Here is a 23,482-nt window from a genome sequence, read left to right on the forward strand (position 1 = left end):
CTGGGCCCTTGTCTCGATGCGGATCGCTGATCCGGAGCCTCATTTCCTAGTATGCAGCTTGGGCATCCTGGGAGGATGTTCGGGTATTTGCCCCACCTGACTTTCCACCCTAGCGTTTGCTTTTCAAGGGAGGAATGGCAACATGGGCGACTTCAAACATGGATCATTGGTCCGCGCGCTGACGACGGCCGCGACTTTCGTTCTCGGGTTCTCGGCGGCAGCGACGACGGCCCACGCCGAAAACGTGCAGTGGACGCTGGCGGCGCATGCCGGGGGCATCTGGATGGAAGTCGGCGCGAAGAATTTCGCGCAACGCGTCGAATTCCTGACTGAAGGTCGCGTCAAGATCGACGTGGCCGCTCCCGGGATGGTCGGCCCGGCGCTGAAGGTCACCGAGACGGTTCAGAACGGTCTCGCCGAAGTCGGCCTCAACTGGATGGCCTACGACATCGGCATCGACAAGGCGGGCGTCGTGTTTGCCGGCTGGTCGGGCGGCCTGACGCCGGAAGAATACATGTTCTGGCTCTACAAGGGCGGCGGCGAGGAGCTGCTGGCCGAATGGCGCATGGAGAAGTTCGGCGTCGTCTCGATCCCCTGCAACATCGTCGAGACCGAGATTTTCCTGCACTCGCACAAGCCCGTGCGCACGCTGGAGGATTTCCAAGGACTGCGCATGCGCACCTCGGGCGCATGGGCCGAGATCGCCACCGAACTCGGCGCGACCACGGTCGTGCTGCCCGGACCGGAAGTCTTCGACGCGCTGGAACGCAAGGTCGTGGACGCGGTCGAATGGGGTGGCCCCGGGATCAACCTGACCGCCGGCTTCCACACCATCGCACCCTACATCATCGTTCCGGGCATTCATCAGCCGGCCAGCTTCAACGAATGCATGTTCAACAAGGACGCATGGGAAACGCTCTCCGATCACGACAAGGAAGCGATCAAGCTCGCCGGCAAGCTGAACACCTACGAGAGCTTCCTGGCCTACGGTGACAACGACATCGACGCCTGGCGCAAGCTGCACGAGACCAAGGGCGTCGAATTCGTTGAGCTCGATCCCTCCTTCATCGCCAAGGCCAAGGAAGCGTCCTTCGCCTGGGCGGAGAAGCAGGCGGCGACCAACGAGTGGTTCAAGAAGGCCTACGACAGCCAGCGCGAGACCCAGAAGCACATGGCGGTGTGGGGTGAATTCCGCCTGCCGATCGGGCAGACGCGGGACTGAGCCGCACACGAGCGAAACCGGGGGCCGGTCATCGGAGACACAGCCGGTGACCGGCCCCGGCCACGCCCGAGCCGCCGACAGTCACTGACCCTCGAAATGGTTCGACGCCTGTGCTGAGCAAACTGGAACGATTGAGCGACATTGCCGCGGTGGTCGGCGCGGCACTGATGGTGCCGCTCGTGGTCGCCATGGTCTACGAAGTCCTGAGCAGGCACCTTTTCGGCGCGCCGACGATCTGGGCTTTCGAACTGAGCTACATGATGATGTCGGGCATCTTCTCGCTCGGCTTCGCCTACGCGCTCAAGTACCGCCAGCACGTCAACGTCGATTTCATCTACGGCAGCCTGAGGCCGCGCTGGCGTGCCGTCGTGGACCTCGTCGGCTACACGATCTTCCTTCCCTGCGCGGTCGCCGTCAGCAGCGGTATGTTCCAGTACGCGCTTCGCGCCTACCGCTCGGGCGAAGTCAGCGGCGTGTCGTCCTGGAACCCGGTCGTCTGGCCGCTCCGAGCGGTGCTGTTCACGGGGTTCGCGATTCTGTCCCTTCAGGCGCTCGTCGAAGTGATCCGTTGCGTGCGCACGCTCGTCACCGGTGAAGCGCAAGACACCGAAAATGCCGAGGCCGGCCTGATATGACCTTTCTCGGCATCTGGATGTTTCCGACGCTCTTCCTCCTGATCGCGCTCGGCTTCCCGATCGCGTTCTCGATGCTGGGCGTGAGCCTCGTCTTCGGCTACCTCCGCTTCGGCGAAAAGATCGTCTCGCTGATGGTCTCCAAGGTGAACGAAGTGGGGTCCAACTACGTCCTGGGCGCCATTCCGCTGTTCATCCTGATGGGCGCGCTGCTGCAGCGCTCGGGGATCGCCGAACGCCTTTATGACGCGGTGCATATCTGGACGCGCAAGCTGCCCGGCGGCCTCGCGATCGGCACCATCGTGATGAGCACGATCTTCGCCGCCTCCACGGGCGTGGCCGGCGCAACCGAGACGGTCATCGGGCTGCTCGCGATTCCGGCGATGCTCAAGTACAACTATTCGAAGGAACTGATCTCCGGCACGATCTGCGCCGGCGGATCGCTGGGCACCATCATTCCGCCCTCGATCACCGTCATCGTGCTGGCGCCGATCGCCTCGCTGCCGGTCGGCAGTTTGTTTTCAGGCATCATGATGCCCGGGCTCGTGATGGCCGGCTTTTTCCTGCTCTACATTCTGGTCATCAGCTTCGTGAAGCCCGAACTCGCGCCCTTCGCCGAATTCGAGGAGGACGACGATCATTCGCTTGGAGCCAAACTTCTCATCACGGCGACCGCGCTGCTTCCCCCCGTCGCCCTGATTGTGGTCGTTCTCGGCAGCATCCTGGCGGGCTGGGCCACGCCGACCGAGGCGGCCGCGTGCGGCGCGGCCGGCTGCTTCGTGCTCGCCGTACTGCACGGAAGGATGACGTTCGCGGTGATGAAGGACGCGCTCTTCCGGACGCTCGGCGTAACCGCGATGATCATCATGATCGTTCTGGCCGGAAGCATCTTCTCCGCCGTCTTCTATTCGACCGGCGGGATGCGGGCGATGCAGTCGCTGCTGAACGATTACGGGATTACCGGCGGGGCCTCGATCGCGTTGATCCTGCTCCTGACCTTCGTCGCCGGCTTCGTGCTCGACCTGATCTCGGTGATCCTGATCGTCATCCCGATCGCCATGCCGCTGGTCAAGGCATCGGGCGTGGATCCGCTCTGGTTCGCCGTGGTTTTCCTGATCGTGCTGCAGGCCGCCTACCTGACGCCGCCGATGGCGCCGTCGATCTTCTACCTACGGGGGATCGCGCCGAAATCGATCACGCTGAAGCACATGTACCGGGGCGTGATACCCTTCATCTTCATGCAGGCCGCGACTGTCGCCCTGGTGATCCTGTTCCCGGGCCTCGCGACCTGGCTGCCGCAGGTTCTCTACGGCAACTGACGAGGTCCGTCCGCGGCGCGACCGAGGCCAGCAGGCGCTCAGCGCCGTCCCGGCCCCCAGTCGACGAGGTCGTGGTGGTGGACGACCTTGCCTTCGAGCAGCCTGTCGAGATCGAGCCTGGCGCCCGCCGGATCGAGCGGCAGTTCGCCCGACTTGGCGGGTCCCTTCTGCTCCTGTGCGTCGCGGGCCTGCGCCTTGGCGAGGATTTCCTCCGCCGAGGCCAGCGGCACCACCACCACCCCGTCGTCGTCGCCGACCAGGATGTCGCCCGGCTGGATCACGATACCGCCGAGCGTGACCGGGACGTTGATCGATCCGGGCGTGTTCTTCTGCGGGGCGCGGGGCGAGACGCCGCGGCAGAAAATCGGAAATCGGTCGGCGCGCAGTTCCCTGGCGTCGCGGATGGAACCGTTCATCACGGCTCCCGTCCCGCCGCGCGATCTGGCCAGCATCGCGCTCTTGTGGCCGAAACAGCCCGTGTCGTGGTCGCCGTCGTCGATTACCAGCACGTCGCCTGGCTGGATCATCTGCAGCGCCCTGTGCGTCATGATGTTGTCGCCTGGGAAACACAGGACCGTCAGCGCGCAGCCGGTCATCGATATGTTTTCGTAGAGCGGCCTGATCGACATGTTCAGCGCGCCGTGCCGTCCCATGGCGTCCGAGATCGTCGCGGTCGGCAGCCTGGCGAACGCCTCGAGCAGGCGCGGTTCCGGCCGCTGAACAGTGTGGAATATGTGCCCGTACATGATGTGGCCCTCCCGATTCAGGACGATCTAGACGGTTCCGTCCGACCTTGTCAGAACCGAACGCTTATACTGCTATGGCCCGCGGCGATTGGCACCGGCCCGGACGGGAGAGCTAGACTGCCGCCATTCGGCGGCTCGCCGCGAGTGATCAGGGTTCGGGACGCGTAGCGGGATGGAGCGGGGCAGCTACGAGATTTTCGCGATCCGCTACGGCCATCTGGCCAGGCGCTCGACGGAGAATTTCATCGGCGGCGACATCCACGACGTGGAAATGCCGCTCGACTATTTCGTGTGGGTGATCAGGGGCGAAGAGGGCTCCTATGTCGTCGACACCGGCTTCAGCGACGAGACCGCAAAGAAACGCTCCCGCCACATCGTGACGCCGGTGCGGCAAGGCCTCGCGGCTGCCGGGGTCGATCCGGACAGCGTGCGAGACGTGATCCTGACCCACCTGCATTACGACCACGCCGGCAACACGCCGCTCTTTCCCAACGCGACCTACCACGTCCAGGAACGCGAGATGGCGTTCTGCACCGGAGCGCACATGTGCACGCACGATCATGCGCATCACTACGAGGCCCACGACGTGGGGCAGATGGTGCGAAGCCTTTTCGAGGGGCGCGTCGCCTTCCATTCCGGGGATTCCGAACTGGCGCCGGGCATCAGCCTGCATCACGTCGGCGGACATACCGACGGGCTGCAGGTGGTTCGCGTCCGCACCGCGCGGGGCTGGGTGGTGCTGGCATCGGACGCCACGCATTTCTTCGCCAATCTCGAGACTGGCAGGCCCTTTCCGGCCGTGTTCGACCTCGAGGCGATGCAGCGGGGTTTCCGCCGCCTGCGCTCGCTGACGAGTTCGGACGATCATGTCATCCCCGGGCACGACCCCGAGGTTCTGAAGCGCTACCCGGAACTGCGGGCAGGCACGGAGGGATGGATCGTCCGCGTCGACCGTCCGCCGCTCGGACGGGAACCGTGAGCGGCCGGATCCGACACGACGGCGGGGCGGCGCATACCAGTATGTCCGATCGGTCATTGCGGCATGGCGGGTCCGGGAAGATACGAGACCTTGTGTTGGCCGGTCCGATGGCCGGCATTGGTGCATGCATGCCGGTCCTGCCCATGGCCATATGGGCGACCGAGACCGGCGGGGCCGCCGGCGGACCCGAACGAATGGAATGGCAGCTTCAGGGGAGGGGCTTGCATTGAACGTCAATTCGGAAACTCGAGGCGCGGCTCAGGGCAGGGCGTTCCACGACGGACGCATGCTGATCGGCGGCCGCATGGTCGAGAGTGCCAGCGGCCGCTGGCTGGAAAGCCACAACCCGGCAAACCTCGAACTGATCGGACGCGTGCCGATGGCCGACGCCGACGACGTCGCCCAGGCGGTCGAGGCCGCGCTTCTTGCCCAGAAGGAATGGGCGGCGAAAGACATAAACCAGCGCGCGGCGCTGCTCCTGAAATTCTGCGACAAGCTGCAGGAGCGTTCGGACGAAATCCTGGCCCTGGAAGTGGCGGACACCGGCAATACCATCACGCCGATGCGCAACGACCTCGTCAGCGGCCTCGAGCGCCTGCGCTATTTCGTCGGCATCGCCTACGAGCTGAAGGGCCAGAGCGTTCCTTCGACGGCGAAGAACCTGCATTTCACCATCCGCGAGCCGTACGGCGTCTGCGCGCGCATCCTGGCCTTCAACCACCCGATCTATTTCGCCCTGTGCGGCATCGGGGCGCCACTCATGGCCGGCAACGCCATCATCCTGAAGCCGTCGGAGCAGAGCCCGCTGTCGGCGTCCATCTTCGGCGAGGTAGCCGCGCAGGTCCTGCCGGCCGGCATCGTCAGCGTGGTGACCGGCGGGCAGGAGGCCGGTGAGGCGCTTGTCAGGCACCGCAAGATCAAGCGGCTCTCCTTCGTCGGTTCGGCGCGGACCGGCATGGCCATCCAGCGCACCGCTGCGGAGGTCTGCGTCAAGCACGTGTCGCTCGAACTCGGTGGCAAGAACCCCTTCATCGTCTATCCGGACGCGCCGGCCGCCAAGGCCGCGAAGGCCGCCGTCAGCGGCATGAATTTCGGCTGGCAGGGTCAGTCCTGCGGATCGACCAGCCGCCTGATGGTGCATGCGGACCTTTACGACGAGGTCGTCGCAGAGGTTGCGAAGGCGGTCGGTGCCATCCGCGTGGGCGATCCCTTCAGCGACGACAGCCAGATGGGGCCGATTAATTCGTCCGCGCAGTTCGACAAGGTGATGTCGGCCATCACGTCCGGCATCGACGACGGCGCGCGCCTCCTGTGCGGCGGCAAGCGGCCGGAGGGCAGGGAGTTCGAGACCGGCTACTGGGTCGAGCCGACGGTCTTCGCCGACGTGACCCCCGACATGCGCATCGCCCGCGAGGAAATCTTCGGACCCGTGCTCTCGATCATGAAATGGTCGACCGAGGAGGAGATGATCGAGATGGCCAACGGCGTCGACCTCGGGCTGACGGCGGCCGTGTGGACCAACGACATCACGAAGGCGATGAAGACCGCCCGCGCGTTGGAAAACGGCTACGTCTGGATCAACGGCGTCGGCGCACATGTCCGCGGCATGCCCTATGGCGGCTACAAGAACAGCGGCACCGGACGCGAGCGGGGCCTCGAGGAGATGGTCTCCTACACGGAAGAAAAATCCATCCACATCATGCTGTAACGGCCAGCCGGCTGAAGCGGCACCGACTGAACTGAGGCTGCGTTCCGGCGCGGCCTCGCGGAAACATCGAAGCAAGGACGTCATGGCAAGGATCGAAGGCAACAAATTTGTCATCGCGGGCGGGCTGAGCCAGATCGGCTCGGAGATCACCCAGCACCTGCTGGAGGCAGGGGCGCGCCAGGTGGTGCTGTTCGACAATTATTCGCTCGGCACCGAGAGCACCGTCAGCGGGCTGGTATCCGATCCCCGCGTCGTGCTGGTGCGTGGCGACATCCTGCGCACCAACGAACTCTTCGATGCCTTCGAGGACGCGTCCGGGGTCTTCGCCGTCGCCGGCTTCCTCACGCTACCCCTGTCGCTCAACCCGTCGCTCGGCCTCGCGGTTAACGTCACGGGCATGCTCAACATCTGCGAGGCGGCGCGATACCGCTCGGGGGTGAAGGTGATCTTCTCGTCGTCGGTCGCGGTCTACGGCGAGACCGAGGAGGACGTCACCACCGAGAAGGCGCCGTGGATGTGGTCGGGACAGCAGCCAGGTGCTGCACTCTACGGCGGATCGAAGATCATCGGCGAGAACCTCGGTCGCCTTTATTCCCAGCGCTACGGCGTGCCCTTCGTGTCGCTGCGCTATTCGTCCGTCTACGGCGAGCGCCAGCATCGCCGGGCCGTGAACTCGGCCTACATCGTCGATACGATCGACGCGATCCGCAAGGCGGAGAGACCCGTGATCCCCGATGACGGCAGCGAGGTCCACGACTACATCCACATCCACGACATCGCGCGAGCCAACGTCATGGCCATGGAGGCCGATGTCACCGGCGAATCCTACAACGTCGCGACCGGCGTCTCGACATCCCTCAACGACCTCGTCGCCATCATCCTGAAGGAGATGGGCTCTGACCTGAAGCCGGAGCACAAGAAGATCGTCGGCAAGATCCGCGCGACGGTCTCCAGTCGACTGAACTTCTCCAACGACAAGATCGTCGCGCAGATCGGCTGGAAACCCTCGATCGGCATCGAGGAAGGCATCCGGCGCATCATCGCCTGGTCCGAGACGGCCCAGGCGTAGCGGCCGGCGAAGCGGGATCGCGCTTCGGCGTTTCGGGCCATACCGACAGGTCGCGCGTGTACTGCTCGAACCCGAGAAGGTGCTGCTGGACCTCCGCCCGGTAGCGTTCGCCATATTCGACGACAAGGCCGTGGATCAGGACGACGGGGGCTGCGAAGGAATCGACGACCGTCGACAGGCTGATCGGCACGGGGATGACGAGGTCCGCGAGACGAGCAAGCGGCGAGCTTTCCTGATCCGTCACGGCGAGAATGCGCGCGCCGCGCGCCTTGGCATGTTGCCCGATCTCGATGGTCCGGCGCTGATAGCGCGGAAAACCGATCAGGATGACGAGCGTCTCCGGCCCGGCGTTGGAGAGCGCCAGCCAGTCCGAGGATCCCGTGCCCGAACTTGCAAGCCGCACCGACCGGCGCACCTTCCCCAACGCGTAGGCGAAATATTCGGCCAGCGCGGTCGATCCCATCGAACCGACGACGAAGACGCTCTCGGCATCGTGCAGGTCTTCGACGCAGCGCATGAGGGTCCCCCGGTCCGCCATTCTGCGGAGCAGCAGGAGGTTCTGCGTCTCCATGTCGACAACGCGGTCGAAGGCCGTCTGCGGCGTGTCGCCGGCCTGATCCGCGACGTCGTTGAGCATGCGCAGGCGCGCCGGCGTGGACATCTCGTACTGGAGGCTCTGCTGCACCTCCCGGCCCAGTTCGTCATAGCCGGAATAACCGAGCTGCGAGCAGAGCCGCGACACGGTGGCGGTCGAGACGCCCACCTGTTCGGCCAGATCGCGAATCGACAGGAAACCGATCTTTTCGGGATGCTGGAGCATGAAGCGCGCCAGCAGCTTCTGCTTGATGGTGAGCTCGCCGAGCGTCTCTCCGATGCGCCGGATCGGTTCGGGGGCGAACGCGAACGTATCGCGGGGGCCGGACCTCGTCCGCTGTCCACCTGATCTGGCCAATGCGCGGCGCTCTTCTCTTGCGGCCATCCGGCCAAGTGTCGAAACGAGGCGAGTATAGTCCGCGAGAAGTGGCTTACAACACGACGCTCCGAGCGTCAGCCCTTGGTCTGGAGCGTGTGGTAGCCGTGCGCCCGGCGCGCCTCCGCGATGCTGGCCCCGCCGCGCACGGCGTCCATGATCGCGCTTTCGGCGGCTTCGATCGTCCGGGCGATCTCCAGAACCTCCTGGGCGCGCTCCTTCGGCACGACCACGACGCCACTCGCATCACCGACGATCATGTCGTCGGGCCGCACCTGGCGGTTGCCGACGGACACCGTCACCTGCGTCCCATCGACCATCACGCGGTCCTTGCCGGTCATCATGAAGACACCGCGCGCAAACAGCGGGTAATCGTGCTCGTCGATGCCGTCGAGATCGCGGCAGACCCCCTCGATCAGCGTGCCGGCAATGTTCCTCGTCCGCGAATAGACTGTGAGGATGTCGCCCCAGACCGTGCAGTCCGTGCGGCCCTGGTTGTCGAGCACGACGACGTCGCCGGGGCGAACCTCGTCGATGTAGTCGCCGACGGTCCCCTTGGTCTCTCCGACCGGGACGTAGCGAACCGTGTAGGCGGTGCCGACCATGCGGCGGCACTTGCTGACGGCGGAGATGCCGAGGCACCCAGCCGCGATGCCGAGCCTGTCGCAGGCGTCCGATATCGTCGAGGTCGAGAATTCGGAAAAGGCGTCGATCAGTTTCTGATGCGGATGGCTCGGGGTCATTTCTTCAGCATGTTCTCGTAATTGTATTTGCGGTCCATCGCGAGGACGTCCATCCCGGCGAGGAGGTCGGCCTTCATCTGCTCTTCCTTCTCCATCAGCGACTCGGCGCGGACGATCACGTCCTCGAGTTTCGACGGAGGGATGAACACGACGCCGTTGATGTCGGCCACCACGACGTCGCCCGGACTGACCTGAACGTCGCCCATGCGGACGGTGACGTTGTACGCTTCCTGCATGATCCGGCCGCGCGCGGTGATGGGTACGGCCGCGCGGGCGAAGACGGGAAAACCCATCTCCTCGCAGGCATCGATGTCGCGCGCCGCGCCGTCGACGACCACGCCGCCGACGCCCTTCACCTTCGCCGCGCAGGACAGGACCTCGCCCCAGCAATTGTTCTTCACGTCGCCATGGTTGCTGATCACGATCACGTCGCCGGGCTGCGACGCGGCGATCGCTTCCACTCCGAGGTGGGTCTCGGATTTCTTCATGCCCGCGGCGGTGATCTTGATCGTCACCGCCCGCCCGACGACACGGGGGGAATGGAACATCGGCCGCACGCCGATCACGGCCCCCGCGATGCCGACCGAATCCATGGCGTCGGAGAGATTGGTGGTGGACAAGGCTTGCAGCCGTGTGCGGAACCTCGTGTCGAAATCGGCGCTGTCCATCATCCTGCTTTCGAATAGGCGGGGAAACCGTAGAGATCGAGCGTCGTCTCGCCGTTGCGGATGCGCCGGGTGAAATCGTCTTCCTTGGCGATGCGCGCGCGGGATTTTTCGAGCACCGCAGCGGCAGCATCCTTGGGGACGAACACGATCCCGTCGGCATCGGCGCGAACGAGATCGCCCGGCGCCACCGACACGCCTTCGAATATCATCGGCTCGCCGATCCGCGCGCCCGGGTTCTTGGCGGTGCCCTTGATGGAGATGCCTCGGCTGAAGACGGGGAAACCTGCTTCTATCAGTTCATCGGTGTCGCGCACCGAGCCGTTGGTGATGAGCCCCGCGACGCCGCGCGCCTTGGCCGCTTCCATGAGGATGCCGCCCCACTGGCCGGCCTCGATGTGGCGTCCGCAGTCGACAACCAGCACGTCGCCCGGCTCGGCGAGATAGAGCGCCTGGTGGAGGGCCAGATTGTCGGCCGGCGGCATTTTGATCGTCAGGGCCGGGCCGCAAAGCGACATTGCCCGGTCGAGGGGGCGAATATCCGCCGTGACGGCGCCTGTCCCGCCCTGCGCCTCGTGGATGGTTGCAGCCTGTATGGTGGAGAAGGCCGAGACGAACTCGGCCCCCACGCGCGTATGTGAAAGCGACATCCTGGTTGCGTCGCGGCTCAGCTGACGACCTGGATGCCGAGATCCTTGGCCGCCGCGAGCGCGGCTTCGACCGAGGGACTGCAGTCCACAATGGCGACACGCGCGCCGCCTCGGTTGCGCGAGTCGATCCAGACCGAGCCCTGATCGGTCGTGAGGCGGATGCGCTGCACCTCCGGCTCCTCGATCTCGGACAGGGTGATGTTGATGTTCTTGATGCCGGGAAGGTCCATGACCTTGCCGTACATGTCGCCATCGGACGTATGCGATCCGAACATCGCGCCCATCAGGATCGCCGGCACGTTGATGGAGCGGCGGTTGTAGAGATCCTTCGTCAGCTCGATGTCGACCTGCTTGATGCTGCCCTTCTTCAGCGCGTGGGCGATCCGCGCCATGTTGGTCGGCGAGCCGACGGCGATCGAGCTGCCGCCGACGACGATCTCGCCCATCGTCCGCGTCAGGGGACGGCTGCTTTCCAGCATCGCGTGCAGTTCCTCGCGCGCTTCGGCGAGGATGATGTTGGACGGGTCGTCCTGCCCGAGCGCCTGCTCCTTGGTCAGCAGCGCCTCGACCTGCGGCCGCTTGGAGAAGTAGGGGCGCATGTATTTCACGTTGACCGCCGTGATCACCGGCGCCGCCTCGCGATGGATGCGGGCCGCCATGGCAATCATGACGTCGACGTCGATGTCGACCGGGATGGTGCTCTTGAGAATGAGGTTGGACGCCAGGTTGCCGATCAGGATCGCGCTGCCGATATGCGCCCCGCACAGGCCGCGGGTAATGACGCGCGGCGTGCAGGGAACCGCCAGCGTCGGCGAGATCGCCAGAACCATGGCCTTGCCGACCTGTTCGGCCGTGCCGCCGCGAAGGTCCGTCAGCGCGGCCGCAGTCGCCGGCGATCCGGCGCCGTAGCCTTCCATGTTGCAGCCCGTCGTCGCCTTGCCCGCGCGATAGATGCTCCCGACCTTGAGGATCAGCGCCGCCGTCAGCTTGACGCGCGCAAGATCCACGCCGGTTACCATCAGCGCCTTCAGGAGACCGGTATACGGGCAGCTGTCGCCGGTTCCCGCACAGGGCGAAAGGCCGACCTCGTGGTTTCCGACCTCGGTCGCCAGCGTGTAGACCAGCGCGCGGTCGATCAGCTCATCCCCGATCAGCACGCCGACGTCCTGCTTCGCCAGATCGCTGGCCACGGTCCCGAGCACGAAGCTGTTGCCGTCCTTCGTCCCTTTCTCGAGGGCGCGCATGTTATGAGCGAAGGCCGCGAAGCACTCCTCGGTCACCAGGTCGAAGTCCTTGTCCTCGCGGATCATGGCTTCGGCCACCACCACCTGGCTGAGGGGCAGGTCGAGCTCGGTGCCGAGCGCGATCAGTTCGCCGATCGTTAGGAAACCTTTCTGCACTTCGATGGCGACGCGGTCGAGATGGTCCTGGGTGAGCAAGCTGAGTGACATGGGGGGCTCCTGGCGATCGGGCGTGCCGCACGCAATGCATAGGGTCGGGCATCGGCGGAACGGTGTCGTGGCGGCAACATACACGCTTCGTTCATTTTGGCAAACGATGTAACGAATGTTTCATTTCAGATTTGGCCGGTTCCGCCTTCCGGAGCCGCCGGCTTCTCCCGGAGCGACCGCCGCCCGACATGACGGGATACTTGTGCGTCAGGACAAAAACCCCAGGGATTCGGTCGAATAGCTGATCAGGACCGCCGGCAACCGGACGAACGGCTCGGGAGCGCATGGCGTCGGCGAGCGCAATGCGAGGCTGTTTCACCATACCAGGATGACAAAGCGTTCTAACTTCGTCGAACGGTTGAATGTTACGTCGAGGCCTGAACCTGAAGATTGGCTTCCCAACCTTCCAGTAGAACTCACGCGGCGAACAGCAAGACATGCATCCTGAGCAAAAGTATCAAAGTTACGACGTCATCGTCGTCGGCGGGGGCAATGCGGCGCTCTGCGCCGCACTGTCTGCGGCCGAACTGGGCGTGAGTGTCGTCATTCTGGAGCGGGCACCGCAAGAGGAACGCGGCGGCAATACGGCCTACACCGAAGGGCTGATGCGGTTCGTCTACAACGGCGCCGACGACATTCTCGCGCTGTCGCCGGACCTGTCGGAGGAGGAACAGAGAAGCGACTTCGGCACCTATACCGAGGACGATTTCTTCGACGACATGGCGCGCGTGACGGAGAACCGGACCGATCCCGATCTCTGCGAGATCCTCGTGCGCCAGAGCAACGAGACCGTCCATTGGCTCAAGGACCAGGGGCTTCGCTTCCTGCCGCAGTTCGGGCGCCAGTCCTTCAAGGTCGACGGCCGCTACAAGTTCTGGGGCGGCGCGACGCTGGCCGTCTCCGGTGGCGGACGCGGGATGGTCGATTCCCTGTTCAAGGCCGCGGAGCGGAAGGGCATCACCATCGTGTACGACGCCTGGGTGCGCGACCTGATCTCGTCCGATGACGGGGTTCACGGCGTCGAAGTCCAGATCGCCGGCAAGACGACGAAGATCTACGCCCAGTCCATCGTTCTCGCCTGCGGCGGCTTCGAGGCCAACACCGAGTGGCGCACGCGCTATCTCGGGCCGGGCTGGGACCTGGCGAAGGTCCGCGGCTCGAAGTACAACACCGGCGACGGGCTGAACATGGCGCTGAAGATTGGCGCGCAGCCTTGTGGCCACTGGTCGGGTTGCCATGCGGTCAGCTGGGAGCGCTATGCCAGCGATTTCGGCGACATGTCGACCGTCGATGATTACGAACGCGACAGCTATCCGTTCTCCATCATGGTCAACGCCGAGGGCCGTCGCTTTCTCGACGAAGGCGCCGACATCCGCAACTACACCTATGCCAAGTACGGGCACATCGTCATGAAGCAGCCGGGTCAGTTTGCCTGGCAGATCTTCGATTCGTCGGTCACGCACCTGCTGCGTCCCGAATACAGCGCACGCCGCGTCACCAGGATAACCGCCAACACCATCGAGGAACTCGCCGAGAAGCTCGACGACGTGAATGGCGAACAGTTGATCAGGGAAATCAAGGCATTCAATGCGGCCGTGAAGCGCGACAAGCCCTTCGATCCGACTGTCAAGGACGGACGCGGTACCGACGGCCTGGCGATCCCGAAGTCGAACTGGGCGATACCGCTGGAGAACCCGCCCTTCGAGGCGTTCTCCGTGACCTGCGGTATCACTTTCACCTTCGGCGGGCTGAACATCACCACCGAGGGGCAGGTGAGGGACGTCAACCATCGGCCGATCCCGGGGCTCTATGCGGCAGGCGAAATGGTCGGCGGCCTATTCTACTTCAACTATCCAGGTTCCACGGGCCTCACCAGCGGCGCGGTCTTCGGCCGCCTGGCGGGACGCCACGCCGCCGCGGCGGTCACCAAGGCGATCGAAAACGCGGCGGAATGAGATCGCAGCCGTGGCCGCGCGGCTAGGAGGCTTCCCGCCGGCCATCAGCAACCGGTTGTAATTCTCCGTGCCTGTGGCGATACTCGGACACCGCCACCGCCACAGTGCCGACCGGCTGGCGTCTTTTCGTGCCGGCGGTCGCCACGAGATTGATCCATCCATGCAGCTTCGCCAGTTGAAGTACGTCCTCGAGGTCTATCGCCGGGGAAATCACATATCGGCCGCTGCCGATGCGCTGAACACGTCTCAACCGGGCATCAGCAAGCAGATCCGCCAGCTCGAGCTCGAACTCGGCTTCGACATCTTCGAGCGCACGCGCAACCGCATTGTCGGCGCCACGGCCGCCGGTCTGGAACTGATCGAAAACGCGGAACGGATCTTCCGCGAGATCGACGATATCCAGAAGATCAGCGACGACTACAACGAGGAAAAGGGCGGCAGGCTGACGATTGCGACCACGCACACCTTCGCGCGCTACGTCTTGCCGAACGTGATCCGCGAGTTTCTGGCGCGGCAGCCGAACGTCCGTATCGGCCTGCTTCAGGGCAATCCCACCGAGGTCAGCGAATACGTCCAGGCGGGAAGTGCCGATCTCGGAGTGTCGACCGAGCCGCAGAAGAGCTTTCTCGGTCTGGTGCGGCTGCCGATTCTCAGCATCAAGCGCTCGGTCATCGCGCCCAAGGATCACCCGATCGCGAAACTCGAGAAGATCACGCTCCAGGAACTGGCGAAACACCCGCTCATCGGTCACGACCATTTCCGCAGCGGCGGCTGGGCCATCATGGACGCGTTCGCAAAGGAAGGGATCAAGCCGCTCGTTCCGTTTGCCGGCGTCGATTCGGACGTGGGCAAGACCTACGTCAACATCGGGCTCGGTATCGCCATCACCGCGTCGATCGCGTTCGACCCCGAGCGCGACAAGAACCTCGTCGCGCGCGACGTCAGCCATCTGTTTCCGTCCAGCACGGCCTATGTCTCGTTCCGCAAGAGTTCGTACCTGCGCAAGATCGAGGTCGATTTCATGCTGAAACTGTCGCCGGAACTCACCCGCCAGCGCATCCGCGCCAGCCGCGAGGAGACGGTCCATAGCCGCGCCGATCCGGCGGGCGGCGACGATCGAAGTTAGCCATACCAGTATGAGCATTTCGGCGTTGTTCCGACCGGGGCCTCGGCCCTAACGTGCCGGCGTTGCGGGGAGGACGCGGTCCATCTCCGGCTCGTCGTGGAATTGCGCGCGGGCAAGGACACGTGCAACCCCGGGACGCGGAACAGTGGCGACAGCATATCGGTCGACGGGCCTCGTCGAATTCCTTCACGATCTGACCTACGACCAGCTGCCGCAAGACGTGCGCGCAAAGGCGCGGCAGTGCCTGCTGGACGCGCTCGGATGCGGACTGTTCGGGACCCTCCAGCCATGGTCGCGCATCCTGGCCGCGGAGATGATCGAGGAACGGAGCTCGGGAAACTGCACCGTCATCGGGTATGGGACCCGGCTCTCGGCACCCGCCGCGGCGATGTGCAACGGTCTGGCGATCCATGGCTATGAACTCGACGACCTGATCGCCAGCTCGATCGTCCATCCGGCAGCCGCGGTCGTCCCCGCCGCGCTCGCGGCCGCGGAGGCGAGCGGCGCTTCCGGCGAGGCGCTGATATCAGGCATCGTCGCTGGCTACGAGATCATGCACCGTGTCGCCGTCGGCATGGGCGTAAGCCCCTCGCGGCTCGGCTTCCACGTCACGAGCCTGACCGCCCCCGTCGCCGCCGCGATGGCCGCAGGCAAGGTCGCGGGCCTGGACCTCGCGCAACTGACGTCGGCTATCGGTCTGTCCTGTTCGGCAGCCGCGGGCATCAAGGCCTTCGCCTCGGGCGATGGCGGCGGCATGGTCAAGCGGCTGCATCTCGGGCGCGGGGCCGAAGCGGGCGTGCGGGCCTGCCAGCTGGCCCGCCGCGGCTTTTCCGGCCCGCCCTATGCCATCGACGGCAGGTTCGGTCTTCTCGAGATCTTCGGCGGCGCGACGGCCGCTCCCGAGCGCCTGACCGACGGGCTGGGCACGCGATGGGCGATCAGCGACATCTGGTTCAAGGTCTATCCGATCTGCGGCTGGATCCAGCCTGTCGTGCAGGCTCTTTCGGACATGCGCGGCGGCCGGGAACTCGCAGCGGAAGACATCGTGTCCATCCGCGTCGGAGTCAGCAGCTATGCGGCCGCCAACAACGGCAATCCCGCGCCGGTCGATACGATGGGCGCGCAGTACTCCATCCCCTTCTGTGCCGCGCTCGCGCTTCTGGGCGATCCGAAGGACCCGGCGGAGTATGGGGAGAAGCGGCTGACGCAGAAGGCGATGCGCGACGTCCAGACGAAGGTCGCGATCCATGTCAGTGCCGAGGCCGAGGCGGTCTATCCTGCAAAGTTCGCGGGGGACGTGGAACTCACGCTCGCCGACGGCAGCGTCAGGCACATGTGGGTGCCTGAATGCCGGGGCACGCCGGCCGACCCGTGCAGCGATGCCGAACTTGAGCAGAAGTTTTCGATCCTGGCGCGAAAGGTGCTGACCGAAGGCGACGCGCGTGCCCTGGCTGGCAACGTTTCGCGGATCGAAGAACTGAAGACCCTGGGCGAGTTGACCCACCTCCTGGGCGCAGCCCGCAATGCCTCGTGAAATGAGCAACGCCTGATGAGCAACCCGTTTGACTCGATCGCCCGACGCGAAATCGACCTGCCCGGTCTAGGCGCGAAGGAATACTATTCGCTCGCCGCGCTCAATGCGGCAGGGCAGGGCGACCACATGCGCCTGCCCGTCGTGCTGCGCGTTGTGCTGGAATCGCTCCTGCGGCACTGCGACGGCCGACGCATCACCGAGGAGCAGGTGCGCGCGCTCGCCAACTGGCAGCCGGTCGCCGAGCGGACCGAGGAAATCCCCTTCACGGTCGGCCGCGTCGCGCTCAACTGCGCGGCCGGCATTCCGCTGCTCGGCGATCTCACCGCGATGCGCTCCACCATGGACCGGCTCGGTCTTCCGGTCGAGAGCGTGCAGCCGGCCGTCCCGGTCGACATGGCGCTCGACCATACGCTCACGGTCGATTTCTACGGCTTCCCCGACGCCAAACTCCGCAACATGGAGCTGGATATCCAGCGCAACCACGAGCGCTACCAGTTCGTCAAATGGGCGGTGCAGGCCTATGAGGGCATCCGGCTCTTCCCGCCGGGCGCCGGGATACTGCACCAGCTGAACCTCGAATTTCTGGCGCCCGGCCTCCTGGTCAAGGACGGCGTGTGCATGCCCGATACGATGGTGGCGACGGATTCGCACACCTGCATGATCTCGGGACTGGGAACGGTCGGGTGGGGTGTCGGCGGCATCGAGGCGCAGGGCGCGATCCTCGGCCAGCCCGTCTGCTTCCTCATGCCGGATGTGGTCGGCATCGAGGTGCGCGGCGAACTCGGCGAAGGCGTCACCGCGACGGACCTGGTTCTCCACGTCACCGAGATGCTGCGCAAGGCAAAGGTGGTCGGGCAGTTCCTCGAGTTCCACGGCGAAGGCGTATCGAAGCTCAGCATCCCGGATCGCGCCACCATCGCCAACATGGCGCCGGAATATGGCGCCACGATCGGCTACTTCCCGATGGACGAGCAGACCATCGGCTACCTGCGCCAGACGGGCCGGCCCGAAGACACGGTGCATGCGACTGAACTCTACTACCGCACGCAGGGACTGTTCGGGGCGCCGAAAGAGGGCGAGGTGGCCTACACCCGGCTGCTCCAGCTCGATCTGGGGGACGTCGTCCCGAGCGTCGCCGGCCCCCGGCGGCCGCAGGACCGGATCGGCCTGTCGGACGTCAAGCATGTGTTCGAAGACACGCTCGTAAAGCCGCAAGGCGAGGGCGGCTATGCGCGTCCGGCGTCGAAACCCCGCAACGGCGGCTTTCGCGACGGCGACGTGGTGATCGCCGCGGTCACCTCCTGCACGAATACCTCCAATCCGAGCGTCATGCTGGCCGCCGGTCTGGTCGCCAGGAAGGCGGTGGCGGCGGGATTGACGACGAAGCCCTGGGTCAAGACCTCGCTCACGCCCGGCTCGCTCGTGGTGAGCCGCTATCTCGAGGAGACTGGGCTGCAGGACCCGCTTGACGCGCTGGGCTTCGCGGTCGCCGGCTACAGCTGCGCCACCTGTGTCGGCGCTTCCGGGCCGCTCGACCCCGCGCTTGAGGAAGAGATCAGGTCGTCCGACGGCGTGGCTTGCGCGGTGCTGTCGGGCAACAGGAACTTCGAGGCGCGCATCCATCGCATGGTCAAGGCGTCGTTCCTTGCCAGCCCGCCGCTGGTCGTCGCCTTCGCGCTCGCCGGTACCGTCGACATCGACATGACGCGCGATCCGATCGGCACCGGCACGGACGGCCGCGCCGTCTATCTCAGGGACATCTGGCCGAGCCGCGAGGAACTGGCCGACGCGATGGCCAAAGCGGCTGATCCCGGCTTCTACCGCGAGACCTATTCCGGCGACTTCACGGCACGCAACCCCTACTGGGCCGACATTCCCAACGAGACCGGCCGCCTGTTCCCCTGGGACGACCGCTCGACCTACATCAAGGAGCCGCCGTTCCTCGACGGCGGTATGCGCCAGGACGTGCTCAAGGACATCGACGGCGCGCGTGCGCTGGCGATCCTCGGCAATTCCGTCACGACCGACCACATCTCGCCGATCGGCAGCATAGGCCGCGACACGGTCGCCGGCGCATACCTGTCACGGCAAGGCGTCGCGGCGAAGGATTTCAACAATTTCGGCTCCCGGCGCATGAACCACGAGGTCATGGTCCGCGGCGCGTTCTCGAACGTGCGGCTGCGCAACCTCATGGTGCCGGGCACCGAGGGCAGCGTTACCTGCCACCAACCTTCGGGCGAGACGATGTCGATCTACGACGCCTCGCTGCGCTACCATGAAGAGGGCGTGCCGCTGATCGTGCTGGCGGGCGAGGAATACGGCACGGGAAGCGCCCGCGACTGGGCGGCCAAGGGCACGCGGCTTCTGAACGTGCGCGCCGTCGTCGCGTCGAGCTTCGAGCGCATCCATCGTTCGAACCTGATCGGCATGGGCGTGCTTCCATGTCAGTTTCCCGCTGGCGAGACGGGCGAGAGCCTGGGCTTCGACGGTTCGGAAATCTTCTATCTCAAAGGTGTCGAGGGCGACGTCCGGCCAAGGCAATCCCTCACCCTCGCGGTCAGGAAGGCGGATGGCGCGGTCCGCGAGATCCCGCTCGTTCTGCGCGTCGATACGCAGGTCGAGATCGACTATCTGCGCGCCGGCGGCATGATGCCTTTCATCCTCGGCAACCTGATCGGCAATCTGGCGGGAGCCGGAGGAGCCGGTTAGCGACGGGCCTGCAGCCAAACGAGACCGCTTGCAACACCGCCGCGCCCGAGACGTGCGGCGGCGCGCCTTCGCGCGTTCGTCGCGCAACTCCGGTTCAACTCCCGATCCCCGGCGGACCGGCGGCCACGGGCCGGCCGGATCGCCGTCTGCAAGGCGGCATCTCGACGGCGATTTCGCCCTAGAGAGAACGAGGCGGCCTTCCCGTCGCCAATTTGCGCCACGACAAAGAAGGCTTTTGCGCGCGGGCATAGGTTCACTCCATCGAAAACGATGGATCGAAAAGGAGAACCGCCATGTTCACGCGTCGCCAGGCACTTCTGGGAGCGGCCGCAACCGCCATGCTGGCCGCGATGCCGCCGCTTGCAGCCGCGGCCAACGAAACCGAGATTGCAGCGCTTCCGCGCGAGAAGGTCGCGCTCGTGGCGCCGCCCTACGTGCATGCCCACGAGCAGGTCGCAACGGGCGGGCCGAAGGTCGTCGAGTTCACCATGCCCATCGTCGAGAAGACGGTCGTCATCGACGACGAGGGGACCGAATTCCAGGCAATGACCTTCGACGGTTCCATGCCCGGCCCGATGATGGTGGTGCACGAAGGCGACTATGTCGAGCTGACGCTGATCAACCCCGAGACGAACTCGTTGCCGCACAACATCGACTTCCATGCCGCCACTGGCGCGCTGGGCGGCGGGGCGCTGACCCTCATCAATCCCGGCGAACAGGTGACCCTGCGCTTCAAGGCGACCCGCACCGGTACCTTCGTCTACCACTGCGCGCCGGAAGGGGCGATGATCCCCTGGCACGTCGTGTCGGGCATGAGCGGCACGATCATGGTGCTGCCGCGCGACGGACTGAAGAATGAGAAGGGCGAGACCCTGACCTACGACAAGGTCTTCTACGTCGGCGAGAACGACCTCTACGTCCCGCGCGACGAGGAAGGCAACTTCAAGACCTACGAGAGCCACGGCGATTCCTACGCCGACACGGTCGAGGTGATGAGGGGCCTGATCCCGACCCACGTCGTCTTCAACGGCGCGAAGGGCGCGCTGACCGGCGACAACGCCATGAAGGCGAAAGTCGGCGAGACCGTGCTGATCGTCCACAGCCAGGCGAACCGGGATACCCGGCCCCACCTGATCGGCGGCCATGGCGACTACGTCTGGGAACAGGGCAAATTCGCCAACCCGCCGGCCAAGGACCTCGAGACCTGGTTCATCCGCGGCGGCTCCGCCGGGGCGGCGCTCTACACATTCCTGCAGCCCGGCATCTACGCCTACGTCAACCACAACCTGATCGAAGCTGTGGAACTCGGCGCGACGGCGCACTTCGTGGTCGAGGGCGAGTGGGACGACGACCTGATGAAGCAGGTCGCGGCGCCTGGCCCGATCCCCATGAACTGATCGCCCGAAGGCAAGGCGGCCCGGCATCGACCGGACCGCCTCTCTGGCGGAGGCCGACATGCACCTCACCCTTCTCGAAGCCGCCCTGGGCGCCGCGGCGGCCATCGCGGTCCCCCTCACGGCCGCCGGGATCATGGCGGGCTCCCCTGTCGATCCGGCGATGCAGCCGGCCGCGACAGTGGTCGTCGGCGCGACGACGCTCGACTTTCCGTTGCCCGGAGAATTCCTCGCCGTCGGAACCCCGGCGGTGGCTCCGGTGGAGCGGGCGGCGGTGGGCGCCTTCCAGATCATGAAGCGGCAGGTAAGCCTCGCCGACTACCGGCGCTGCGTGGACGAGGCAGCATGTGCCGCGCCCGACGCGAGGATGGTGCAAGCCGACGTCCCGGTCACCGGGGTGAACTGGCTGGACGCGCAATCCTATGCTCAGTGGTACTCGAAGGCGACCCGCCTAACGTGGCGGCTTCCCACCGCGATCGAAGCCGCCGCTGCCGCGGCGGAGCGCTTCTCGGGCGACGCCTTCTCCGCCGCCGCGGACGACCCTGCCAATCCCGCCGTGCGCTGGATCAGGCGCTATCGCGAGGAGGCGGCCGCGAAGCGCCCACCCGACCCCAAGCCGAAGCCCGCCGGCTATTACGGGGCCAACTCGAAGGGCGTGGAGGACTTCGCCGGGAACGTCTGGGAATGGACGTCGACCTGCTACGCGAGGACGATCCTGGGCGAGGATCGCGACGTCGTCGATTCCACGGAGAATTGCGGCGTCCGGGTGATGGAGGGACGGCATCGGGCGTACATGTCCACCTTCGTCCGCGACGGCAAGAGCGGCGGATGCGCCGTCGGCACGCCTCCCGAGAACCTCGGTTTCCGGCTCGTCCTGGAAGACCGCTCCGCCGTGGCGGCAGCGGCCGCGAGGCTGCGAAACCTCGTCGACACGATCGGTACGAAGATTGCCCAGGAGAACGGCAAATGAGAGCCATGACAACCGGCCGCGGGGCCAGTCCCCATATCGAGCGCGTTCCGGAGGAACCGGATGCGGTCGTTGAACGCCTGAGGCGCGGGATCGCGGCGGCCGGTCTCGACTGCCGCTGCGAAGCGCTGGCCACCGCCGTGCTCGATGAAGCCGGCGCGGAGGAAGAACGCCTCCGACGCGCCCGGGGCCTCGAAGACGCCAGGAAGATGAGGGACGCGATCGTCATCGTCCTGACGCTTCTGGGAGAACTCGATTCGCTCGACCCTGACGAACCCGACCGGACCGTCTTCCACGAGATCGCGTCGCTGTTCCAGGACGTCGAGGACTTCGCCGCCCACGGCGTCGTCTCGGCAAGACGGGCCGCCGGACGGGGCAACGCATGACCTCCACGCGCGCGATCTCCGCCGCCGACCGCTCCGTTCCACGCGCGGCCCTGAAATCCGGCGACGCGTCCAGGGACGGGCGCGGCCGCATCCGCGCGATGCCGCCGATCCTGCACTACGGATTCCGGCCGTTCTTCTTTCTCGGCGCGCTGTACGCCGGCCTCGCCGTGCCGCTGTGGCTCTGGGCCTACTTCGGCGGCATCGAGATCGGCGGACCCTTTCCGGGCATGCGCTGGCATGCCCACGAGATGCTGTCCGGATACCTCGCCGCGGTCATCGCCGGCTTCGTGCTGACCGCCGTTCCCAACTGGACGGGGCGGCTGCCGCTGAGCGGGTTGCCGCTCCTCCTGCTCGTGGCCCTCTGGTTGGCGGGCCGGGCTGCGTGCCTGGTCGTGGGGGATCCATGGCTTGCGATGGCGGCCGATCTCGCCTTCCCGGCATTCCTCGCATTCGCGATCTGGCGGGAGGTCATCGCCGGCCGGAACTGGAAGAACGCGCCGGTCGCCGTGATGATCACGCTGTTCGGCATGGCCAACGCCACGGATCACCTGGCCAGCGCCGGGCTCCTGCCGCACGATTTAGGGCAGAGGCTCGCGCTCGCTGTCGCCGCCATGCTGCTCGCGCTGATCGGTGGCCGGATCGTGCCGAGCTTCACGCGAAACTGGCTCGTGAAGGAGGGCGCGACAAAGCTTCCCGCCGGCTTCGGCGCAATCGACAAGGCCGCGCTCGCAGCGACCGCGGCGGCCACCGCCGGCTGGGCCCTCTTTCCCGGTTCCACCGCCGTCGGCGCCATCCTCAGCCTCGCCGGGCTGTTGGTCGCAGCCAGGCTCCTGCGCTGGCGGGGACTTGCGACGGTCCGGGAACCGATCCTCTTCGTCCTCCATGCCGGTTACGGCTGGCTCTCCGTCTCGCTCTTGCTGCTGGGGGCATCCACGCTTCTGCCCGCGGTCCCGTATTCCGCCGCGCTGCACGCACTGACGGCGGGCGCGATCGGGACCATGACGCTGGCGGTCATGACGCGGGCGAGCCTCGGCCACACCGGACGCGCGATCGTCGCCGACCGGGCGTTGACGGCGCTCTACGCGATGGTTTCGGCCGGCGCCGCCCTCAGGGTCGCGGCGCCCTTCGCCGGGGACGGCTACTCCGCCCTCCTGACAACCGGGGGAGCGCTGTGGAGCGCGGCCTTCCTGCTTTTCGCCGTCCGCTATGCGCCGATTCTCTGGGGACCACGCGCCGTGAAATGACGTTCCGCTTGTT

Annotated in this window: 20 protein-coding genes; 14 read left to right on the top strand and 6 right to left on the bottom strand. The window is 65.8% G+C overall.

Annotated elements, in window-relative coordinates; translation table 11 throughout:
- Positions 1 to 142 precede the first annotated feature (142 nt).
- From dctP to ABGN05_RS28480, 3 genes are all read left to right on the top strand, one after another.
- Positions 143 to 1,222, top strand: a complete 1,080-nt coding sequence (gene dctP, locus ABGN05_RS28470; RefSeq protein WP_367957429.1) for a TRAP transporter substrate-binding protein DctP — start codon at positions 143 to 145, stop codon at positions 1,220 to 1,222.
- A gap of 131 nt (positions 1,223 to 1,353) precedes the next feature.
- On the top strand, positions 1,354 to 1,857 hold the full coding sequence (locus tag ABGN05_RS28475; protein WP_367957430.1) for a TRAP transporter small permease subunit: 504 nt from the start codon (positions 1,354 to 1,356) through the stop codon (positions 1,855 to 1,857).
- The gene (locus ABGN05_RS28480; RefSeq protein WP_367957431.1) at positions 1,854 to 3,173 is read left to right on the top strand and encodes a TRAP transporter large permease; all 1,320 of its coding nucleotides are present in this window, start codon (positions 1,854 to 1,856) and stop codon (positions 3,171 to 3,173) included. The genes ABGN05_RS28475 and ABGN05_RS28480 overlap by 4 nt, the downstream gene beginning before the upstream one ends.
- A 38-nt stretch (positions 3,174 to 3,211) precedes the next feature.
- On the opposite strand, the gene ABGN05_RS28485 is transcribed toward ABGN05_RS28480, so the two are convergent.
- Positions 3,212 to 3,919, bottom strand: coding sequence for a 4-carboxy-4-hydroxy-2-oxoadipate aldolase/oxaloacetate decarboxylase (locus tag ABGN05_RS28485; RefSeq protein WP_367957432.1), 708 nt, complete (start codon positions 3,917 to 3,919; stop codon positions 3,212 to 3,214).
- 172 nt (positions 3,920 to 4,091) lie between these two features.
- On the opposite strand from ABGN05_RS28485, the gene ABGN05_RS28490 reads away from it, so the two are divergent.
- From ABGN05_RS28490 to ABGN05_RS28500, 3 genes are all read left to right on the top strand, one after another.
- Positions 4,092 to 4,898, top strand: coding sequence for an N-acyl homoserine lactonase family protein (locus tag ABGN05_RS28490; protein WP_367957433.1), 807 nt, complete (start codon positions 4,092 to 4,094; stop codon positions 4,896 to 4,898).
- A 226-nt stretch (positions 4,899 to 5,124) separates the two neighbouring features.
- Positions 5,125 to 6,606 carry an aldehyde dehydrogenase family protein gene (locus ABGN05_RS28495; protein ID WP_367957434.1) on the top strand — a complete coding sequence of 494 codons (1,482 nt, stop codon included), beginning with the start codon at positions 5,125 to 5,127 and terminating at the stop codon, positions 6,604 to 6,606.
- Between the two features lie 82 nt (positions 6,607 to 6,688).
- Complete coding sequence (locus tag ABGN05_RS28500) at positions 6,689 to 7,675, top strand: NAD-dependent epimerase/dehydratase family protein (protein WP_367957435.1); 987 nt, start codon at positions 6,689 to 6,691, stop codon at positions 7,673 to 7,675.
- On the opposite strand, the gene ABGN05_RS28505 is transcribed toward ABGN05_RS28500, so the two are convergent.
- From ABGN05_RS28505 to ABGN05_RS28525, 5 genes are all read right to left on the bottom strand, one after another.
- On the bottom strand, positions 7,644 to 8,627 hold the full coding sequence (locus ABGN05_RS28505) for a MurR/RpiR family transcriptional regulator (RefSeq protein ID WP_367957436.1): 984 nt from the start codon (positions 8,625 to 8,627) through the stop codon (positions 7,644 to 7,646). The genes ABGN05_RS28500 and ABGN05_RS28505 overlap by 32 nt on opposite strands.
- Before the next feature lie 95 nt (positions 8,628 to 8,722).
- Positions 8,723 to 9,388 (bottom strand): RraA family protein, encoded by a 666-nt coding sequence (locus tag ABGN05_RS28510; RefSeq protein WP_367957437.1) that lies wholly within the window; start codon positions 9,386 to 9,388, stop codon positions 8,723 to 8,725.
- Positions 9,385 to 10,059 (bottom strand): RraA family protein, encoded by a 675-nt coding sequence (locus ABGN05_RS28515; protein ID WP_367957438.1) that lies wholly within the window; start codon positions 10,057 to 10,059, stop codon positions 9,385 to 9,387. Before ABGN05_RS28515 ends, ABGN05_RS28510 begins: the two co-directional genes overlap by 4 nt.
- Entirely contained in the window at positions 10,056 to 10,703 is a 648-nt protein-coding gene (locus ABGN05_RS28520) for a 4-carboxy-4-hydroxy-2-oxoadipate aldolase/oxaloacetate decarboxylase (protein ID WP_367957439.1), read from the bottom strand. The genes ABGN05_RS28515 and ABGN05_RS28520 overlap by 4 nt, the downstream gene beginning before the upstream one ends.
- Positions 10,704 to 10,720: 17 nt before the next feature.
- Positions 10,721 to 12,154, bottom strand: coding sequence for a serine dehydratase alpha family protein (locus ABGN05_RS28525; RefSeq protein ID WP_367957440.1), 1,434 nt, complete (start codon positions 12,152 to 12,154; stop codon positions 10,721 to 10,723).
- A 437-nt stretch (positions 12,155 to 12,591) separates the two neighbouring features.
- On the opposite strand from ABGN05_RS28525, the gene tcuA reads away from it, so the two are divergent.
- The 8 genes from tcuA to ABGN05_RS28565 all read left to right on the top strand — a co-directional run bounded on the left by tcuA (position 12,592) and on the right by ABGN05_RS28565 (position 23,469).
- Positions 12,592 to 14,109 (top strand): FAD-dependent tricarballylate dehydrogenase TcuA, encoded by a 1,518-nt coding sequence (gene tcuA / locus ABGN05_RS28530; RefSeq protein WP_367957441.1) that lies wholly within the window; start codon positions 12,592 to 12,594, stop codon positions 14,107 to 14,109.
- Between the two features lie 160 nt (positions 14,110 to 14,269).
- On the top strand, positions 14,270 to 15,235 hold the full coding sequence (locus tag ABGN05_RS28535; RefSeq protein ID WP_367957442.1) for a LysR substrate-binding domain-containing protein: 966 nt from the start codon (positions 14,270 to 14,272) through the stop codon (positions 15,233 to 15,235).
- A 145-nt stretch (positions 15,236 to 15,380) separates the two neighbouring features.
- Positions 15,381 to 16,769, top strand: a complete 1,389-nt coding sequence (locus tag ABGN05_RS28540) for an MmgE/PrpD family protein (protein ID WP_367957443.1) — start codon at positions 15,381 to 15,383, stop codon at positions 16,767 to 16,769.
- Between the two features lie 15 nt (positions 16,770 to 16,784).
- On the top strand, positions 16,785 to 19,478 hold the full coding sequence (acnA, locus tag ABGN05_RS28545; RefSeq protein WP_367957444.1) for an aconitate hydratase AcnA: 2,694 nt from the start codon (positions 16,785 to 16,787) through the stop codon (positions 19,476 to 19,478).
- Positions 19,479 to 19,771: 293 nt separating this feature from the next.
- Entirely contained in the window at positions 19,772 to 20,875 is a 1,104-nt protein-coding gene (nirK, locus tag ABGN05_RS28550) for a copper-containing nitrite reductase (RefSeq protein ID WP_367957445.1), read from the top strand.
- A 58-nt stretch (positions 20,876 to 20,933) separates the two neighbouring features.
- On the top strand, positions 20,934 to 21,842 hold the full coding sequence (locus ABGN05_RS28555; protein ID WP_367957446.1) for an SUMF1/EgtB/PvdO family nonheme iron enzyme: 909 nt from the start codon (positions 20,934 to 20,936) through the stop codon (positions 21,840 to 21,842).
- On the top strand, positions 21,839 to 22,225 hold the full coding sequence (locus tag ABGN05_RS28560) for a hypothetical protein (protein ID WP_367957447.1): 387 nt from the start codon (positions 21,839 to 21,841) through the stop codon (positions 22,223 to 22,225). Before ABGN05_RS28555 ends, ABGN05_RS28560 begins: the two co-directional genes overlap by 4 nt.
- Positions 22,222 to 23,469 carry an NnrS family protein gene (locus ABGN05_RS28565; protein ID WP_367957448.1) on the top strand — a complete coding sequence of 416 codons (1,248 nt, stop codon included), beginning with the start codon at positions 22,222 to 22,224 and terminating at the stop codon, positions 23,467 to 23,469. The genes ABGN05_RS28560 and ABGN05_RS28565 overlap by 4 nt, the downstream gene beginning before the upstream one ends.
- The last annotated feature ends 13 nt before the right edge of the window (positions 23,470 to 23,482 follow it).

It is taken from the genome of Aquibium pacificum, assembly GCF_040839445.1.
Lineage (GTDB): Bacteria > Pseudomonadota > Alphaproteobacteria > Rhizobiales > Rhizobiaceae > Aquibium > Aquibium pacificus.

Excerpts from the sequence above, each read along its gene's own strand:
- ABGN05_RS28525 (WP_367957440.1), bottom strand. The coding sequence starts at position 12,154 with ATGTCACTCAGCTTGCTCACCCAGGACCATCTCGACCGCGTCGCCATC.
- dctP (WP_367957429.1), top strand. The coding sequence starts at position 143 with ATGGGCGACTTCAAACATGGATCATTGGTCCGCGCGCTGACGACGGCC.
- ABGN05_RS28500 (WP_367957435.1), top strand. The coding sequence starts at position 6,689 with ATGGCAAGGATCGAAGGCAACAAATTTGTCATCGCGGGCGGGCTGAGC.
- ABGN05_RS28535 (WP_367957442.1), top strand. The coding sequence starts at position 14,270 with ATGCAGCTTCGCCAGTTGAAGTACGTCCTCGAGGTCTATCGCCGGGGA.
- ABGN05_RS28485 (WP_367957432.1), bottom strand. The coding sequence starts at position 3,919 with ATGTACGGGCACATATTCCACACTGTTCAGCGGCCGGAACCGCGCCTG.
- ABGN05_RS28490 (WP_367957433.1), top strand. The coding sequence starts at position 4,092 with ATGGAGCGGGGCAGCTACGAGATTTTCGCGATCCGCTACGGCCATCTG.
- ABGN05_RS28480 (WP_367957431.1), top strand. The coding sequence starts at position 1,854 with ATGACCTTTCTCGGCATCTGGATGTTTCCGACGCTCTTCCTCCTGATC.
- ABGN05_RS28520 (WP_367957439.1), bottom strand. The coding sequence starts at position 10,703 with ATGTCGCTTTCACATACGCGCGTGGGGGCCGAGTTCGTCTCGGCCTTC.
- ABGN05_RS28515 (WP_367957438.1), bottom strand. The coding sequence starts at position 10,059 with ATGATGGACAGCGCCGATTTCGACACGAGGTTCCGCACACGGCTGCAA.
- ABGN05_RS28510 (WP_367957437.1), bottom strand. The coding sequence starts at position 9,388 with ATGACCCCGAGCCATCCGCATCAGAAACTGATCGACGCCTTTTCCGAA.
- acnA (WP_367957444.1), top strand. The coding sequence starts at position 16,785 with ATGAGCAACCCGTTTGACTCGATCGCCCGACGCGAAATCGACCTGCCC.
- tcuA (WP_367957441.1), top strand. The coding sequence starts at position 12,592 with ATGCATCCTGAGCAAAAGTATCAAAGTTACGACGTCATCGTCGTCGGC.
- ABGN05_RS28565 (WP_367957448.1), top strand. The coding sequence starts at position 22,222 with ATGACCTCCACGCGCGCGATCTCCGCCGCCGACCGCTCCGTTCCACGC.
- nirK (WP_367957445.1), top strand. The coding sequence starts at position 19,772 with ATGTTCACGCGTCGCCAGGCACTTCTGGGAGCGGCCGCAACCGCCATG.
- ABGN05_RS28555 (WP_367957446.1), top strand. The coding sequence starts at position 20,934 with ATGCACCTCACCCTTCTCGAAGCCGCCCTGGGCGCCGCGGCGGCCATC.
- ABGN05_RS28560 (WP_367957447.1), top strand. The coding sequence starts at position 21,839 with ATGAGAGCCATGACAACCGGCCGCGGGGCCAGTCCCCATATCGAGCGC.